This is a genomic window from Magnetospirillum sp. LM-5, from assembly GCF_902729445.1.
GTDB lineage: Bacteria > Pseudomonadota > Alphaproteobacteria > Rhodospirillales > Magnetospirillaceae > Magnetospirillum.
This window is the reverse complement of sequence record NZ_CACVCE010000017.1, coordinates 1-15,350: the sequence shown is the minus strand read 5'-3', so window position 1 is coordinate 15,350 and position 15,350 is coordinate 1. Positions and strand designations below refer to the sequence as shown.

The 15,350-nt window shown below is 66.1% G+C and carries 13 protein-coding genes; 2 read left to right on the top strand and 11 right to left on the bottom strand.

Translation table 11 applies throughout. The features are described from left to right. The first annotated feature begins 85 nt into the window (after positions 1 to 85). On the top strand, positions 86 to 1,144 hold the full coding sequence (locus MTBLM5_RS08340; protein WP_217425000.1) for a COX15/CtaA family protein: 1,059 nt from the start codon (positions 86 to 88) through the stop codon (positions 1,142 to 1,144). Beyond that, a complete protein-coding gene (locus MTBLM5_RS08335; RefSeq protein ID WP_173975540.1) occupies positions 1,141 to 1,932 on the top strand; it encodes a M23 family metallopeptidase in 792 nt (263 codons plus the stop codon). The genes MTBLM5_RS08340 and MTBLM5_RS08335 overlap by 4 nt, the downstream gene beginning before the upstream one ends. Here MTBLM5_RS08335 and MTBLM5_RS08330 read toward each other — a convergent pair. The 11 genes from MTBLM5_RS08330 to MTBLM5_RS19120 form a co-directional block, all read right to left on the bottom strand. Further along, positions 1,929 to 2,315, bottom strand: coding sequence for a helix-turn-helix domain-containing protein (locus MTBLM5_RS08330; RefSeq protein WP_173975537.1), 387 nt, complete (start codon positions 2,313 to 2,315; stop codon positions 1,929 to 1,931). The two genes, MTBLM5_RS08335 and MTBLM5_RS08330, sit on opposite strands and share 4 nt — an antisense overlap. A gap of 392 nt (positions 2,316 to 2,707) precedes the next feature. Further along, on the bottom strand, positions 2,708 to 3,175 hold the full coding sequence (locus MTBLM5_RS08325; RefSeq protein WP_173975536.1) for a hypothetical protein: 468 nt from the start codon (positions 3,173 to 3,175) through the stop codon (positions 2,708 to 2,710). A gap of 265 nt (positions 3,176 to 3,440) precedes the next feature. Next, entirely contained in the window at positions 3,441 to 3,911 is a 471-nt protein-coding gene (locus MTBLM5_RS08320) for a molybdenum cofactor biosynthesis protein MoaE (RefSeq protein WP_173975534.1), read from the bottom strand. Next, a complete protein-coding gene (gene moaD, locus MTBLM5_RS08315) occupies positions 3,908 to 4,165 on the bottom strand; it encodes a molybdopterin converting factor subunit 1 (RefSeq protein ID WP_173975532.1) in 258 nt (85 codons plus the stop codon). The genes MTBLM5_RS08320 and moaD overlap by 4 nt, the downstream gene beginning before the upstream one ends. Continuing rightward, positions 4,162 to 4,659, bottom strand: coding sequence for a molybdopterin-guanine dinucleotide biosynthesis protein B (gene mobB, locus MTBLM5_RS08310; protein WP_173975579.1), 498 nt, complete (start codon positions 4,657 to 4,659; stop codon positions 4,162 to 4,164). Before mobB ends, moaD begins: the two co-directional genes overlap by 4 nt. Next, complete coding sequence (pgsA, locus tag MTBLM5_RS08305) at positions 4,659 to 5,216, bottom strand: CDP-diacylglycerol--glycerol-3-phosphate 3-phosphatidyltransferase (protein WP_173975530.1); 558 nt, start codon at positions 5,214 to 5,216, stop codon at positions 4,659 to 4,661. Before pgsA ends, mobB begins: the two co-directional genes overlap by 1 nt. Before the next feature lie 30 nt (positions 5,217 to 5,246). Then, positions 5,247 to 7,142 (bottom strand): excinuclease ABC subunit UvrC, encoded by a 1,896-nt coding sequence (uvrC, locus tag MTBLM5_RS08300; RefSeq protein WP_173975528.1) that lies wholly within the window; start codon positions 7,140 to 7,142, stop codon positions 5,247 to 5,249. Between the two features lie 355 nt (positions 7,143 to 7,497). Beyond that, on the bottom strand, positions 7,498 to 8,271 hold the full coding sequence (locus MTBLM5_RS08295) for an SDR family oxidoreductase (RefSeq protein WP_173975526.1): 774 nt from the start codon (positions 8,269 to 8,271) through the stop codon (positions 7,498 to 7,500). 37 nt (positions 8,272 to 8,308) lie between these two features. After that, a complete protein-coding gene (locus tag MTBLM5_RS08290) occupies positions 8,309 to 9,208 on the bottom strand; it encodes a serine/threonine-protein kinase (protein WP_173975524.1) in 900 nt (299 codons plus the stop codon). Between the two features lie 100 nt (positions 9,209 to 9,308). Next, positions 9,309 to 10,157, bottom strand: coding sequence for a serine/threonine-protein kinase (locus MTBLM5_RS08285; RefSeq protein WP_173975522.1), 849 nt, complete (start codon positions 10,155 to 10,157; stop codon positions 9,309 to 9,311). Positions 10,158 to 10,229: 72 nt separating this feature from the next. Then, positions 10,230 to 15,350, bottom strand: a 5,121-nt coding sequence (locus MTBLM5_RS19120; protein ID WP_173975520.1) for a cadherin-like domain-containing protein, incomplete at its 5' end; no start/stop codon positions are given.

Below are 15,350 nucleotides of genomic sequence, written 5' to 3'. Positions count from 1 at the left end.
GCATGTGCGGATGTCCGGGCCAATGGCTTGCAAGGGGGCCGCCCCCTTCCAATATCCCTGCTTATCCCCACGCCAAGAGGGTCCTTTGCAGTTCGCCCGTTGCGCCCCCGCCCCCTTGACCGCTCGTTCGCGGCCCGTCGATCCGGTGACGGCGTGGCTGGCGGTCTGCGCGGCGATGGTGGCGGTGATGGTGGCGCTGGGCGGGTTGACCCGGCTGACCGGCTCGGGCCTGTCGATGGTGGAATGGAACCCGCACCACCTGCTGCCGCCCCTGTCGGCCGCCGAGTGGGAGGAAGCCTTCGCCCTGTATCGCGCCTCGCCGCAATTCCGTCTGGTCAACGCCACCATGGATCTGGCCGGCTTTCAGGGCATCTTCTGGCTGGAATACGTCCACCGCCTGTGGGGCCGGCTGATCGGCCTGGCCTTCGCGGCTCCGCTGGCCTGGTTCGCCTGGCGTGGTTTGCTGCCGGCACCCTTGACCCGCCGCCTGGCGCTGCTGCTGCTGCTGGGGGCGGCGCAAGGGGCCTTGGGCTGGTACATGGTGGCCAGCGGCCTGATCGACCGGCCCGAGGTCAGCCCGGCCCGGCTGGCCGCCCATCTGCTGCTGGCCCTGGCCCTGTTCGCCGCCCTGGTTTGGACCGTGCTGGACCGTCTGCCCGTGGCCGCCGCCGGGCCGGATCGGCGCACCGCCCGGCGCCTGGTGGGCGCCCTGACCATCCTGGCCGTCATCGTCGTCGGGTGGGGTGCGCTGGTGGCGGGACTGAAGGCCGGGCTGGTTCATCCGACCTTCCCGCTGATGGATGGCGGACTGTTTCCGTCCGATGGGCTGGTGCTGACCCCGGCCTGGGTCAACGCGGTGGAAAATCCGGCCGCCGTCCAATATGTCCACCGGGTGCTGGCGCTCACCTTGTTGGCCTGCCTGAACCTGGCGGCGGCCTGGGCCCACCTGGCGCGCCTGAGCCCCGCCGCCCGCCGCCCGATGTTCGCCGCCGCCGCCTGGGCCTGGGTCCAGGCCGGCCTGGGGATTTCGACGCTGCTGTCGGGGGTGGCGATTTCGCTGGCGGCACTGCATCAAACCGGCGCCCTTGTCCTGATCGGTCTGCTAACATGGTCGCTCCATCACTTGTCGGGCGAGCGTGAATGAAAGCGGTGTTTCTGGCGGCGGCCCTGGCCGTTTCCCTGCCGGCGGCGGCGGCGCACCTGAGCGGCCGCCTGGAACAAGGCGGCCTGGTGGTGGGGGTGACCCGTCCGGGCACCAAGGTCACCCTTGACGGCCGTCCGGTCCCGGTCGATGCCACCGGGCACTTCCTGTTGGGATTCGGCCGCGATGCCGCCCCCCACGCGATCCTGGCCGAGGACGGACGGACGCAAACCCTGTCCATCGCCAAGCGCGACTGGCCGGTCCAAAGGATCGACGGATTGCCGCCGGCCAAGGTCACCCCCGATCCGGCGCAACTGGCCCGCATCAAGGCGGAAAACCAATTGGTCGCAGACCGGCGCGCCATCATCGGGCCGCGGGCCGACTATCTGGGCGGCACGGTAGCCCCGGCCGAGGGCATCGTCTCGGGCGTCTTCGGCAGCCAGCGCATTCTGAACGGCGAGCCCCGCGCCCCCCATTCCGGCACCGACATCGCCGCCGGCATCGGCGCGCCGGTGCGCGCCGTCGCGGCAGGCCAGGTGTCGCTGGTCCATCCCGACATGTTCTTCACCGGCCAGACGGTGATGATCGACCACGGGTTGGGGCTGCAAAGCGTCTACGCCCACCTGTCGCGGGTGGACGTGGCGGAAGGCCAGATGATCGGGAAAGGGCAGTCGATCGGCGCCGTCGGCGCCTCGGGCCGGGCCACTGGACCGCACCTGCATTGGGGCGCGTCGTGGCTGGACGTCCGCCTGGACCCGGAAACGGTCCAGGCGGTCCTGGGAAGGAATTAGGCTTCGGCGGCCAGGGCGCGGGCCATCTGCGACAGCGCTTCCTGGTGCTTCTCGTTCTGGATGGCGGCGAAGTTGCGGGCCAGTTCCAGGCACATGCGCTGGCGCGCCGACAATTCCGGGCTGCGCTGGCTTTCCAGCCCCTCGAAGAAATAGCCGACAGGAACGCCCAGAACCAAGGATATCTCGTGCAGACGACCCGCCGAGATGCGGTTGATGCCGCGCTCGTACTTGTGGGCCTGCTGGTAGGTGACGCCGATCAAGTCCGCCATTTGCTGCTGGGACAAACCCAACATGATCCGGCGCTCGCGGATCCGCGCCCCGACATGGCGATCGGTATCGTTGGCACGATTGGCGGGCCGAGCAGGATTCGAATTTGATGTCATCGTTTTGGCACTCGGTTTCACTGAGATTGAACGGTCGTCGCGAACGGAAAGCGCTGTATACGAGCTGACTGCGCAGCCTTGTCCATAGTCCGGAACTGTTGCGGCAGCAACCACTTAATTGGTCCGCAGAATGAACACCGGTCCTCTTGTCATAAGCAGATAAATAAAGAGCACATGATCGCCCATGTATATTTCATCGCGCGGCTCGCAACCAGAGCGCTACCGCGTGCGCTATTGCTGTGCGGACCGACCGCAGCGCGTTCATTACATGAGGACATATGAGCGTCTGCGACTGGCATTACCACTGTGGATATCCGAAAGAGATAAGCACGGGGCAGCAAATCCAAGCCTTCGGGCGAAGGCAAGAATAACTCTAAGAAACAGCCCGGGGATTAGACGCTAAGATCGAGAACCCGCCCCGACGACAGGGTCGGCAGCGACGGCGTCATCACCTCGGGGGCGATCGTCGCTGTGTTCGGCTTCGCCCGCAGTGTGGCGACATCATAGGCACGCTGCCCGGCCAGGCGGGACGAGGCCGAGGCGCCCTCGCTCTCGCCCCTTTGGCCCAGAACCTTGGCGACGAAGGCGGTCAGCGCCCCGATCAGCCCGCCCTGTTCGCGCGATCCCTGCCTGGCGGAGACGCCCCCCTGGTCGGCGGGCAGGTCGTCATTGGCGGCCGGTTGACCTGAGGCCGGGCGGATGGTTTGCGGATCGGTCTGGGCGGCGCGCCCGCCCACTTCGAAGCGGGGACGGGCCGGGTCGGCGGGACGAATGGGCGACGCCTCGGGGGCAAGCGCCGCCGTGCGCGCGAATGCATTCGCTGCCCGCAATGCCGCCGAAGAGGTATCAATTTCGCGCAAGGCGCCCGTCCCAAGCGAAAGGCCCGATCGCCCATGCTACGCCCGCGAACCGACGCGATTCAACAAGACTCTGATATCTAGAGTCTGTCGGAGTTTGGTGGACGCGGATTTTCCTCTCGTCACCCTCGGGCTTGACCCGAGGGTCCACGCGTCTGGTCGCAAAAGTTATTGGAAACAATGGGATAGGCGGAGTCGCGTGGATGGCCGGGTCAAGCCCGGCCATGACGGGTCGAGGAATTGTGCTTCAGCCTAGACCAGACAGACCCTAGGTCTTTTTTGCCCAGCGCTCGGCGGCCAGATCGTCGGATTCCTTGGCCTCGACCCACACATCGCCACCCGTGGCATGTTCCAGCTTCCAGAACGGCGCCTTGGTCTTCAGCCAGTCGATCAGGAAGTGGCAGGCCTCGAAAGCCGCCTCGCGGTGGGCCGAGGCAGCCGCCACCAGCACGATGCGGTCTCCGGCCTCCAGACGACCGAAGCGGTGAATGATCAGCACCTCTTCCAGCGGCCAACGGTCGCGGGCCTGGGCCTCGATGGCGGCCAATTGCTTTTCGGTCATGCCGGGATAATGTTCCAGGGTCATGGCCGTGACCGGGGTCGCCCCGTCGGGTGCCGCCCCCAGGAAGTCGCGAACCAGTCCCAGGAACATGCAGATCCCGCCGACCTTGTGGTTGCCGGCCGCGAAGCCGGCCAACTCGGCGCCGGGATCGAAATCCTCGGCCTGGACGCGGATCACCGCCCGCCCCCGGTGACCGGCGGGAAGAAGGCCACCTCGTCATTGGGCCCGACCGGATGATCCAGCCCGACATGGTCCTGGTTGACCGCGACGCGGATCAGGCGCAGATCGGACAAGGCGTCGGCATGGCCGGCCGAGCGGCCCTTCAACCATTCCACCAGATCGGCGACGGTAGCGATGGCGGCCGGCGGAGATATCTCTTCCTCGGCCGTTCCGGTCTTGGTTTTCAGCCAGGCGAAATACAGGATCTTCATGGCAGGCCAACCTGTTTCAACAGGAAGTCGGCGATGGCGGCCACGTCGTCAAGGTCCAGCCGCGGACGATCCAGGCCTTGCGGGTGATCGGGGGTGGCCAAAGCCACCACCAGCGGGTCGTCGGGATAAAGCGGCGGCTTGCCGACCGCTTCGCGCCACACCTCGATGCGCGGATGCGGCCAGCGGCGGAACCCTTCGACCAGGATCAGGTCGACCGGGCTCATCCGGGCCAGCAACTCGGCCTCGGTGAATTCCGGCTGGTCGCGATATTCGTGCATCAGGGCCCAGCGTCGGCCGGACGCCACCATCACCTCGCCGGCGCCGGCGGCGCGGTGTTCGTACGAATCCTTGCCCGGCTTGTCGGCGTCGAACCCGGCATTGGCCTGCTTGATGGTCGAGACCGAAAGGCCGCGCGCGGTCAGCAGCGGGATCAGCTTGACCATCAGCGTGGTCTTGCCGCTGCCCGAATGCCCCGAAAAGCCGAACAGCCGCATCATTGTTCCTTCAGGTGGCGAAGGCCGGATTGCAGATAGTCCCAGCCGGTGACCAAGGTCAGCACGGCGGCGACCCACAGGGCCGCCTCGCCGATTTCACGCACCGCCAGCCAATGCGGCCCGGAATCGCCGACCAGCAGCAAGGCCAGCGCCACCATCTGGAAGCCGGTCTTCCATTTGGCCAGGCGGGTCACCGGCATGCCGACCCGGACCTCGGCCAGGAATTCGCGCAGGCCCGACACCAATATCTCGCGCAGCAAGATCACCAGGGCCGGCAACAGGCTGATCGGACCGACCCGGTCGAAGGCCACCAGCATGAACAAGACGGCCGCCACCAGCAGCTTGTCGGCGATGGGATCGAGAAATCGGCCGAAGGCCGAGACCTGGTTCCACTGGCGCGCCAGCCAGCCATCGAACCAGTCGGTGACGGCGGCGGCGACGAACAGACCGCAGGCGACCCAGCGGGCCCAGTCGCCCTCGACATAGAAGGCGGCCACCACCAGCGGGATGACGACGATCCGCGACAAGGTCAGCAGGTTGGGCAGGCTGGTCAGCATCGAATACCGCGAAGGAAATGGCCGGGCATCTTAGCCGTGCGGATGAAAATGGTCATAGATTTTTTTGGCGATCGCCTGCGAGATGCCGGGCACCGCCGACAGGTCGGCCAGGCCGGCGGCGGCAACCTCGCGGGCCGAGCCGAAATGGTGCAACAGCGCCTTCTTGCGCTTGGCCCCGATACCCGCGACCTCGTCCAAAGGCGAGGTCTGCAGGCCCTTGGCCCGGCGCGCCCGGTGGGTGCCGATGGCAAAGCGGTGCGCTTCGTCGCGCAGGCGCTGCAGGAAGTAAAGCACCGGGTCACGCGGCGGCAGCATGAACGGCGTCCGTCCTTCCATGAAGAACTGCTCGCGTCCGGCATTGCGGTCAGGGCCCTTGGCGATGGCCACCAGGGCCACGTCGTCCAGACCAAGCTCGGCGAACACCTCGACCGCCACCGCCAACTGGCCCTGGCCGCCGTCGATCAGCACCAGATCGGGCCACAATCCCTTGTCGCGGTCCGGGTCCTCCTTGCGAGCCCGTTGGAAGCGCCGGGTCAGCACTTCCCGCATCATCGCGTAATCGTCGCCGGGGGTCAGTTCGGTCGAACGGATGTTGAAGGTGCGATAGGCCGACTTCATCAGTCCGTCGGGACCGGCGACGATCATCGCGCCCACCGCGTTGGTGCCCTGGATGTGGCTGTTGTCATAGACCTCGATGCGCGCGGGCGGCCCGTCCAGGCCGAACAGCTCGGCTGCGCCGTCCAGCAGCTTGGCCTGGGCCGAGGATTCCGCCAGCCGCCGCCCCAGGGCTTCGCGGGCATTGTCGGCGACATGATCGACCAGCCGGCGCTTGTCGCCGCGCTGGGGCCACGCCACCACCACCTTGCGCCCGGCCTTGGCCGACAATGCGCTGGCGACGATGGCCTGCTCGGCCGGTTCGATATTGGTCAGCACCTCGGCCGGCGGCCGCTTGTCGGCGTAGAACTGGCCCAGGAAGGCGGCCATCACCTCGCCCGGTTCCTGGTCCTGGGCATGCTGGGGAAAATAGGCGCGGTTGCCGTAATTGCAGCCGCTTCGGAAGAAGAACACCTGCACGCAGGTCAGTCCGCCGCCCTGGAACATCGCCACCACGTCGGCCTCGACCACTCCGGCGGCATGGATGTCCTGGTGGGCCTGGATGCGGGTCAGCGCCCGGATGCGATCGCGAAAGACCGCCGCCTCTTCGTATTCCATCATGGCGCTGGCCGCTTCCATCCGCGCGACCAGACCCTGCTGGACGGCCTGGCTTTGCCCCGACAGGAAGGCCCGGGCCTCGGCCACCAATCCCTCATAGGTGTCCTTGTCGATGCGATCGGCGCACGGAGCCGCGCAGCGTTTGATCTGGAACAGCAGGCACGGCCGGGTGCGGGTGGCGAACACCTGGTCGGAACAGGAGCGAAGCAGAAAGGCCCGCTGCAGGGCGGCCAGGGTCTGGTTGACCGCGCCGGCCGAGGCGAACGGGCCGAAATATTCGCCCTTGCGGTTATGGGCGCCGCGATGCTTGACGATCTGCGGCCAGTCATGGTCGGCGGTGATCAGGATCTCGGGGAAGGACTTGTCGTCCTTCAAAAGGATGTTGTAGCGCGGCCCCAGCGTCTTGATCAGATTGCTTTCCAGCAGCAGCGCTTCCACCTCGGTATGGGTGGTGATCACCTCCATCGCCATGGTCTCGGCGATCATGCGCTGGATGCGCAGGGTCTGGCGCTCGGGCCGGGTATAGGCCACCACCCGCTTCTTCAGGTTCTTGGCCTTGCCGACGTAAAGCGGCTCGCCCTTGGCGTTGAGCATGCGGTACACCCCCGGCGACGACGGCATCGTCTCGAGGTTGCGGGCGATCACCGCCACGCCCTGGGCCAGCGGCCCGTCGGGCAAGGGGGATTCAACGGGGGGGATGATCGGTTCGCTCATGGTGTTTCATAGGTGGAACTGCGTAATACCGCGGAAACATTGCGATTCGCCGCACTGTGCGTTGGTGTGAAAACTCTATCCACGATTCCTGTGGATAAGTCTGTTAGCAAAACAGGGTAGAGGCAGGCTGGCCCCAGGACTCCTCTCACTGCCATCAAACTGCCCATTTTATGAGCATCCGAACACTATTGTTGTTTTTCAATTGGTTAGCACAAGTCAAGGGTAAATATTCCGTAAACTGGCTGGAATATCTCTGGACACCCCCCGCCCGACCCGCTACAGCCCCCCGCCCGACCGCTCTGTGCAAAACTCACGCACATCCCGACGTCCAAAGGCAAAATTTCGGCATATTTATCTACTCATCCAGCCCGGACGGCCCCGCCGCCCACTGGAGATGCTGGCCGCCATCCAGGGCCAGCATCTGGCCGGTGAAGGACGGCGAGGACAAGATGAAGCGCAAAGCGTGCACGATCTCGGCCGGGCTGGTCCCCTTCCCCAAAGGCGTGCTGGCACATTGCGCGGCGAATTGCTCGGGACTTTGGCGGACCGAGGCCAAGGCCGGGCCGGGGCCGATCCCGGCGACCCGGATGCGTGGGGCCAGGGCCAGGGCCAGGGTCTGGGTCAGGGTCCACAAGCCGGCCTTGCTGACGGTGTAGGTGACGAAGTGCGGCGTCAGGTTCCACACCCGCTGGTCAAGCAGGTTGACGATCACCCCTTCGGCATCCTTGGGCAAGGCGGCGGCGAAGGATTGCGACAGCACGAAAGGCGCGCGCAGGTTGACCTCGATATGCAGATCCCAGCTGGCCCGGGTGGCATCGTGGATTTCGTCGCGTTCGAAGGTCGAGGCGTTGTTGACCAGCAGCCCCAGCGGCCCCAATGCGGCGACGGCGCGGCCGACCAGGGGGGCGACCTCGGACTCGATCGCCAGGTCGGCCTTGAGCGGCACCGCCCGCCCGCCCCGTCCGGCGATCTCGGCCGCCAGGGCGCCGACCTCGTCGGCCGAGCGGGAATAGTGCAAGGCGACGGCGAAGCCGGCCTGGGCCAGGTCGAGGGCGATGGCTCGGCCGATGCGCCGGCCGGCGCCGGTCACCAGGGCGGCACGGGGGATGTGAGAGGAAATCCGGTTCATCGGCCAAGGATGGCCGAGCCCACCCGCCGACGCAAGATCAGCTTGCCGTCGGCGCCTTCTTGGGGATGACCATCGATTTGCGCAGCGGCACCACCGACACTTTCGGCTTGGTGACCGCCTCGGTCGGAACCTTGGCCAGTTCCTGCAGGAAAACGCCGGCATGGGCCGGGCGCTTGGCCGGATCGGGGTCGGTGGCCTGGGCCACCAGATCGACCAGCACCTCGGGATGCTTGGCCGGCAACTCGACCGAACCGTCGGCCAACACCGGAAGGGCTCCGGTCAGCAGGCGGTAAGTCAGCACACCCAGCGAGAACACGTCTGCCTGGGGTCCGACCGCGGTGGCGGCCTCGCGTTGTTCCGGCGCGCAATACTCGGTCCCGCCGATCCAGTGGTCGGGCATCGGCGCGTTGCGTTCCGGCAGCTTGATGGTGCTGAAATCGGCGATGCGGACCTGACCGTTCTCGCGCGCGGTCAGCAACAGATTGGACGGCTGGATCGACCGGTGCACCATGCCGCGCCGGTGGATCGCCATCAGACCGGCCGAGGCCTGGCGCAGCACCGCCAAGGCGCGGACCAGCGCCAAGCGGCGCGGCACGTCTTGTTCGGCCGCCCCCTCGACCATGGAATCCTTGCCGATCTCGAAGGTCAGGCCGGCCGGCATGTAGGGCATGACGAAGAACGGCCGGCCGTCGGCCAGGACTTCCATCGCCTTGACCGCGACGATGTGCGGGTGGTCGAACGCAGCCAGCGAGCGCGCTTCGACCTGGAAGCGGGCCAGCAATTGCGGCGCGCTCATGGCGCCATCCTCGGCGGCGCGCGGATTGAAAAGCTTCACCGCGACCGGTATCTGCAAATCCGGGTCGTGGCAGAAGAACACCTTGGCATAACCGGTCGATATGGCCGCCTTATGCACCACGTACTTGCCGATTCGCTCCATGTTTCCCCGACCCCCGCTGGCGGATGCTTTTGCTCCGGCTCTTTTAACGCCGGAAACCTTAACATCGTGTACCATTCCCCCCCCTACTCATTATCTCTGTCTAGAGCTGCAGACGGTGCAGCTGGGCGGCCAATTCCACCGCCGTCGGCCGGTCGGCCGGTCGCGGCGCCATGGCGCCGCGGATGATCTGATCGAAGGCAGCATGCCCCACCGGCGCGAAGGCCCCGACCGGCAAGGCGCCGGTCAGCAGCCGATAGGCCAGAACGCCGACGGCGTAGATGTCGGCGCGATCGGTCACGCGTGAGGCATCCTCGCGCTGCTCGGGCGCGCAATAATCGGGCGTGCCGATCCACACCCCGGCGCGCGAGGCGGCGCCGGACCCCGGCCGCCGGGCGAAGCCCAGGTCGCATAAGCGCACGTCGCCATTCTCGCGCGCGGTCAGCAAAAGATTGGTCGGCTTGACGTCACGATGAACCAGGTCGCGGGCGTGCAGGGCGGCGAGACCCAGGCATAATTGCCTGATCACCGACCGCGTCCGCTCGGGCGTCAGGCTTCGCGGGCGCTCAGGCTCGGGCAGCGCCGCCGCGCGGTCCGGATCGTTGGCGTCACGGCCGATCTCGCGACGAAGATTGGCGACGTACCACGGCATCACCATGTAGGGGGTGCCGTCGGAAAGATAGCCCAGCGCATCGACCCGGATCACGTTGGGATGATCGATCTGCGCCAGCAGACGGGCCTCGGCGACGAAACGGCGACGCCATTCGTCGCGATCATAGGGCAGGCGCTCCTCCTTGGCCTCGCTCAAGGTGAACACCTTGATCGCCACCGGGCGTCCGAGCAACCGGTCGCGCCCGCGAAAAACCCGGGAAAAGGCGCTGGTCACCACCAATTCCTCGACGGCATAGACGCCAAGAGTCGGAGGGACCTCGGGAATGACGGGTTCGTTCATGCTCTGACCCGACAAGGGCCTGTCCACAGGTGATGTGGACAGGCCCTCGCCGGTGAACTCCCTCTGTTCAGACTACCACTTGATCTGTTCCAGATTGTCGAAGTCGACAACGGTTTCACCGTTGGCGGTGGTCAGGTGCACCTCGCCATCGACGTCCTGGCCGATGTTCAGCTGACCATGATTTTCGCCATCGACGGTGATGGTCCAGCTATGACCGTCATCGGCGGTGACCACGAAGGTCTGGCCGACCGCGTCGGACAGGTCCAGCGTGTCCGCCCAGCCCGAGCCGGTGCCGCCATTGACGGTGTCGTGGCCGTCGCCGAAATCGAACAGGAAGGTGTCGGCCCCGTCGCCGCCCATCAGGGTGTCGTCGCCGGTGCCACCGATCAAGGTGTCGTTGCCGGCATTGCCCGACAGGTAGTCGTTGCCCGAACCACCCATCAAGGTGTCGTTGCCGTCATTGGCGAAGACATAGTCGTTGCCCGAACCCGCATCGACCGTCACCGAGCCATAGGTGGTGCCGTTCGAGTAGTTGAGGTCAACCACGTCGTTGCCGGCACCGGCGTCGAACACTTCGATCGAGTTGACGTCGCTGATATGAACGGCGTCGTTGCCGTCGCTCATGACCAGGGTGTCGGAACCCGAGCCACCGATGAAGCTGTCATTGGTGTCGTTCAGGCCGTTGCTGTCGACGATCTTGTCGGTGCCGTCATGGTTGACGCCGCCCTGATCCTGGTAATCGGCATCGTTGCGGTCGCTGACGAAGTCGGCGTTGTAGGTGAAGACGTCGTCGCCCGAGCCGCCATTCAGCACGTCGGAGCCGTCACCACCCGAGATGGTGTCGTTGCCGCCGCCGCCATAGACGGTGTCGTTGCCCGCGCCGCCGTCGATGACGTCGGCGCCGTCGCCCGAGCCCATGCCCGCATAGGCGTCCATGTCGAAGGTGACGCTGTCCGAGGCCATGACGTTGCCGGCGGCGTCCTTGACGCTGACGGTGAAGTCGACGTCGTGCAGGCTGCCGGTATCCGGAACCTTGAGCTGCAGACCCGCGGTCGAGGACAGCGAGTATTCGCCCGAGGCGTTGGGGGTCAGCGCGACGCCGTTTTGCAGCAATTGCACCCCGGATTCGTTCAGGCCGGCGATGGAGTAGGTGACAGACGAGCCGTCCGACGCGCCGCCCGAGATGTCGATGTCGGCATAGACATAGCCGCCACTGCCCTCGGTCGCGTTGTCGCCGTACAGCACGTCGTTGCCGCTGCCGCCTTCGATGGTGTCGTTGCCCGAACCGCCATACATGGTGTCGTTGCTGCCACCGGCCGAGCCGCCGGAACCGCCCGAGCTGCCGCCATGGCTGTGACCGCCGGAATGACCACCGGAATGACCGCCCGAGTGACCGCCATGGCCGCCGGAGCGACCGCCGGAGCGACCGCCGGAATGACCGCCGGAGCGACCGCCCGAACCCGAGCCCGAACCGCCGGTGCCGGCGCTGTCGGACAGATGGTCGTTACCCGAACCGCCGAACAAGGTGTCGGTGCCTTCGCCACCATCGACCGAGTCGTTGCCCGAACCGCCATACAGCTTGTCGTTGCCGTCAAGGCCGTTGACGCTGTCGTTGCCGGCGCCGCCATACAGCGTGTTGCCGCTGCCGGTGCCGGTCACGGTGCTGCTGGTCGAGCTGCCCGAACTGTCATAGTCCGAACCGGTGTTGGTGCCGCCCGCAACGTCGCCGATGCCGGCATCGATGGTGTAGGTGACGTTCTCGTTGATGCCGTCGCTATCGACGTTCAGCGTCACCGTCGCCGTGTCGGTGCCACCCTGGCCGTCGCTGACGGTGTAGGTGAAGGTGGCGGTGCCGTTGTAATTGGCATCCGGGGTGAAGGTGATGGTGCCGTCGTTGTTCAGCGTCACCGCACCGTGGCTGGCGTTGCCGACACCGGTGATCGACAAGGTGCCACCGTCGGCGTCGCTGTCGTTGGACAGCAGGTCGGCGGCATTCAGGCTGATCGAGCCGTCCTCGGCGACATGGATGCTTTCATCCGCCGTCGCCTCGCCGGCATTGGTGCCCTCGCCGGTGACCGTGGTGGTGGCGGTGTCGCCGCCATTTTCCTCGGTCGAGGTGACCGAGGAGGTCATGCCGGACAGATCCAGCGGGCCGTCGGACACGAAGGTCAGCTCGACCGACTGGCCCGAGGTCACTTCGACCGAATAGGTGCCGTCGGGGTTGGCGGTCAGTTCGACGTCGCCCATCATCACCGTCGCGCCGTCCGGCACGTTGTCCAGCGTCACCACCGACAGGCTTTCCGAGCCATCGGTGTCGTTGACGGAGGCGGTGATGGTGACCGGGTATTCGTAGACGTCGGCGCTGCCGGCACCGCCGTTGTCGAACGCCGAGGCGTCGCCGATGACCTGGCCGTCCGAGAACTTGATGTTCTCGAAGTTCTTGACGTAACCCTGCACGCCGTTGGCGTTGGCATCCCACTGCGCCTTGGTCACGCCGGTCAGTTCGATCGAGTCGGTGCCCGAACCGCCGTCCACCGTGGCCCACAGATTCTGACCGGTGATGGTCAGGTGGTCGTCGCCCGATCCCATATCGACCTTGGCCGAGATGTCGCCGCCGATCTGGACGGTGTCGTTGCCCGAGCCGGCATCGATGCTGGCCCAGCTGTCGTCGGTGACCGTCAAGGTGTCGTCGCCGGCATCCAGGCTGATCTTGGCCGACACGTCGTCACCCACCAGGATGTTGTCGTTGCCCGAGCCGGCATCGATCGAGGCGTTGACGTCGCCGCCGATCTGGATGTCGTCATTGCCGGAACCGGAAGCCAGGCTGGCATTCAGCGTGCCGCCGATCTTGATGTCGTCCTCGCCCGAGCCGGTGCTGATCGAGGCGTTGGCATCGCCGCCGACCTGCAGGCGGTTGTCGCCGTTGCTGAGGTCGAGCTTGGCATTGACGTCGCCGCCGACCCGCACGGTGTCGTTGCCGGAACCGCCCAGGACCGTCTGGTTGACGTCGTCGCCAACATCCAGGGCGTTGGTGCCGTTGCCCAGATCGACCTTGGCATTGACGTCGCCGCCGATGGTCACCTGATCGTCGCCGTTGCCGGTGCTGATGCTGGAATTGTTGTCGACCCCGACGGTCACGACGTCGGCATTGTTGGTGCCGTTGAACGCCGAATTCAGGCTGCCGCTATAGCTGTTGGTCGCGGCGGCGGTGGTCGGGTCGGCCATGTCGGCGATGCCGGTGAAGCCCGACGGCGCGGCCGGCTCGCCCTCGGTGATCTGGGCGTCGCCGATATTGACCGTCAGGGACGGACCCTGGGCCACCATGTCGACCGCATTGTCGTCACCGGCCACCGGGCCCTGGTTGTCGCTGACATCGGCCAGGTCCATGGTGGCGGAACCGGACACCGTGCCGCCATTGCCGTCGGCCACCGTGTAGTTGAAGGTGACCTCGCCATGATAGTCGGCGGCAGGGGTGAAGGTGATGGTGCCGTTGCCGTTATCGACGATGGTGCCATGATCGACGCTGATGTTGGCCACCGACAGGGTGTCGCCATCGACGTCACCGGCATTGGCCATCAGGTCGGCCTTCGAGATGGTCACGGACTGGTCTTCCAGCCCATCGCCCAGATCGACCGGACCGCTGTTGGTCGGGCCGTCATTGACCGCGGTCACGTCCAGCGAGGCGGTGCCGGTGACCGTGCCGCCCTGGCCGTCCGAGACGGTGTAGGTGAAGTCCACCTCGCCATTGTAATTGGCGTCCGGGGTGAAGGTGATGGTGCCGTCGCCGTTATCGACCACGGTGCCGTGATTGGCGCTGATGCTGGCCGCGCTCAAGGAACCGCCATCGATGTCCGACGCGTTCTCCAGCAACTCGGCCTTGGTGATGGTGATCGAGTTGTCCTCGGCCACCCGGCCCAGATCGACGTCCGAGGTGGTCGGGCCGTCATTGACCGCGCTGACGTCCAGATGGGCGGTTCCCGCGGTGGTGCCGCCATTGCCGTCCGAGACGGTGTAGGTCAGGTTGACCGAGCCGTTATAGTTGGCGTCAGGGGTGAAGGTCAGGGTGCCATCGCCATTGTCGGTGATGGTGCCATGCTCGGCCGCGATGTTGCTGACCGACAAGCTGTCGCCATCGACGTCGCTGGCATTGCTCAGCAGGTCGGCCTTCGAGAAGGTCACCGACCGGTCCTCGGCGGTGTCGGTCAGTTCGACCGTGCTGGTCACCGGCCCGTCATTGGTCGGGCTGACGGTGATGGTCAGATTCTGGGTGGTGACGTTGCCTTCGCCGTCGGTCAGCTGCACCTGGAAGGTGTCGGTGCCGTTCCAGTTGGAATCGCTGGCGGTGAAGGTGAAGCTGCCGTCCTCGGCCAGTTCCAGCGTGCCGTGATGGCTGCCGCCCTCGACCAGATTCATCGAAACGATGCCGCCATCGGCGTCGGCCGCGTTGATCTGGCCTTCGACCACGGTGGCCGCATTGGTGGTGCTTTCCGCACCCGTCCCGCCATCGACCGACATGGTGGTGGCGTCGTTGACCGCGCCCACGTCCAGGCTGGCCGTACCTTCGACCGTGCCGCCATTGCCGTCGGACACGGTGTAGGTCAGGTTGACCTCGCCATGGTAATTGGCGTCGGGGGTGAAGGTGAAGGTACCGTTGTCGTTGGCCGTGATGGTGCCGTGGTCGGCGCTGACATTGGCCACCGACAAGGTGTCGCCATCGACATCGTCGGCATTGGCCAGCAGATCGGCGGCCGAGAAGGTCACCGAGCGATCCTCGGCGGTATCGGCCAGATTGACTTCGCTGGTGGTCGGGCCGTCATTGACCGCGCCGACATCCACGGTGATGGTCTGTTCGGTGGTGCCGCCATTGGCGTCGGTCACGACAACGGTGAAGCTGTCGGTGCCGTTCCAGTTCTCATCCGGGGTGAAGGAATAGGTGCCGTCGGGGTTCAGCTCGACGCTGCCGTGGGCGGCATCGCCCACCAGCTCGATGCTGACCACGCCGCCATCGACGTCGGTGGCGCTGATGCTGCCGGTGACGACGTTGTCTTCGGTGCCGGCGCCACCCTCGGCGGTGACCACCGCTTCGTCCTCGACCGCGCCGACATTGACGGTGATGGTCTGCTCGGTGGTGCCGCCATTGGCGTCGGTCACGACAACGGTGAAGCTGTCGGTACCGTTCCAGTTGGCGTCGGG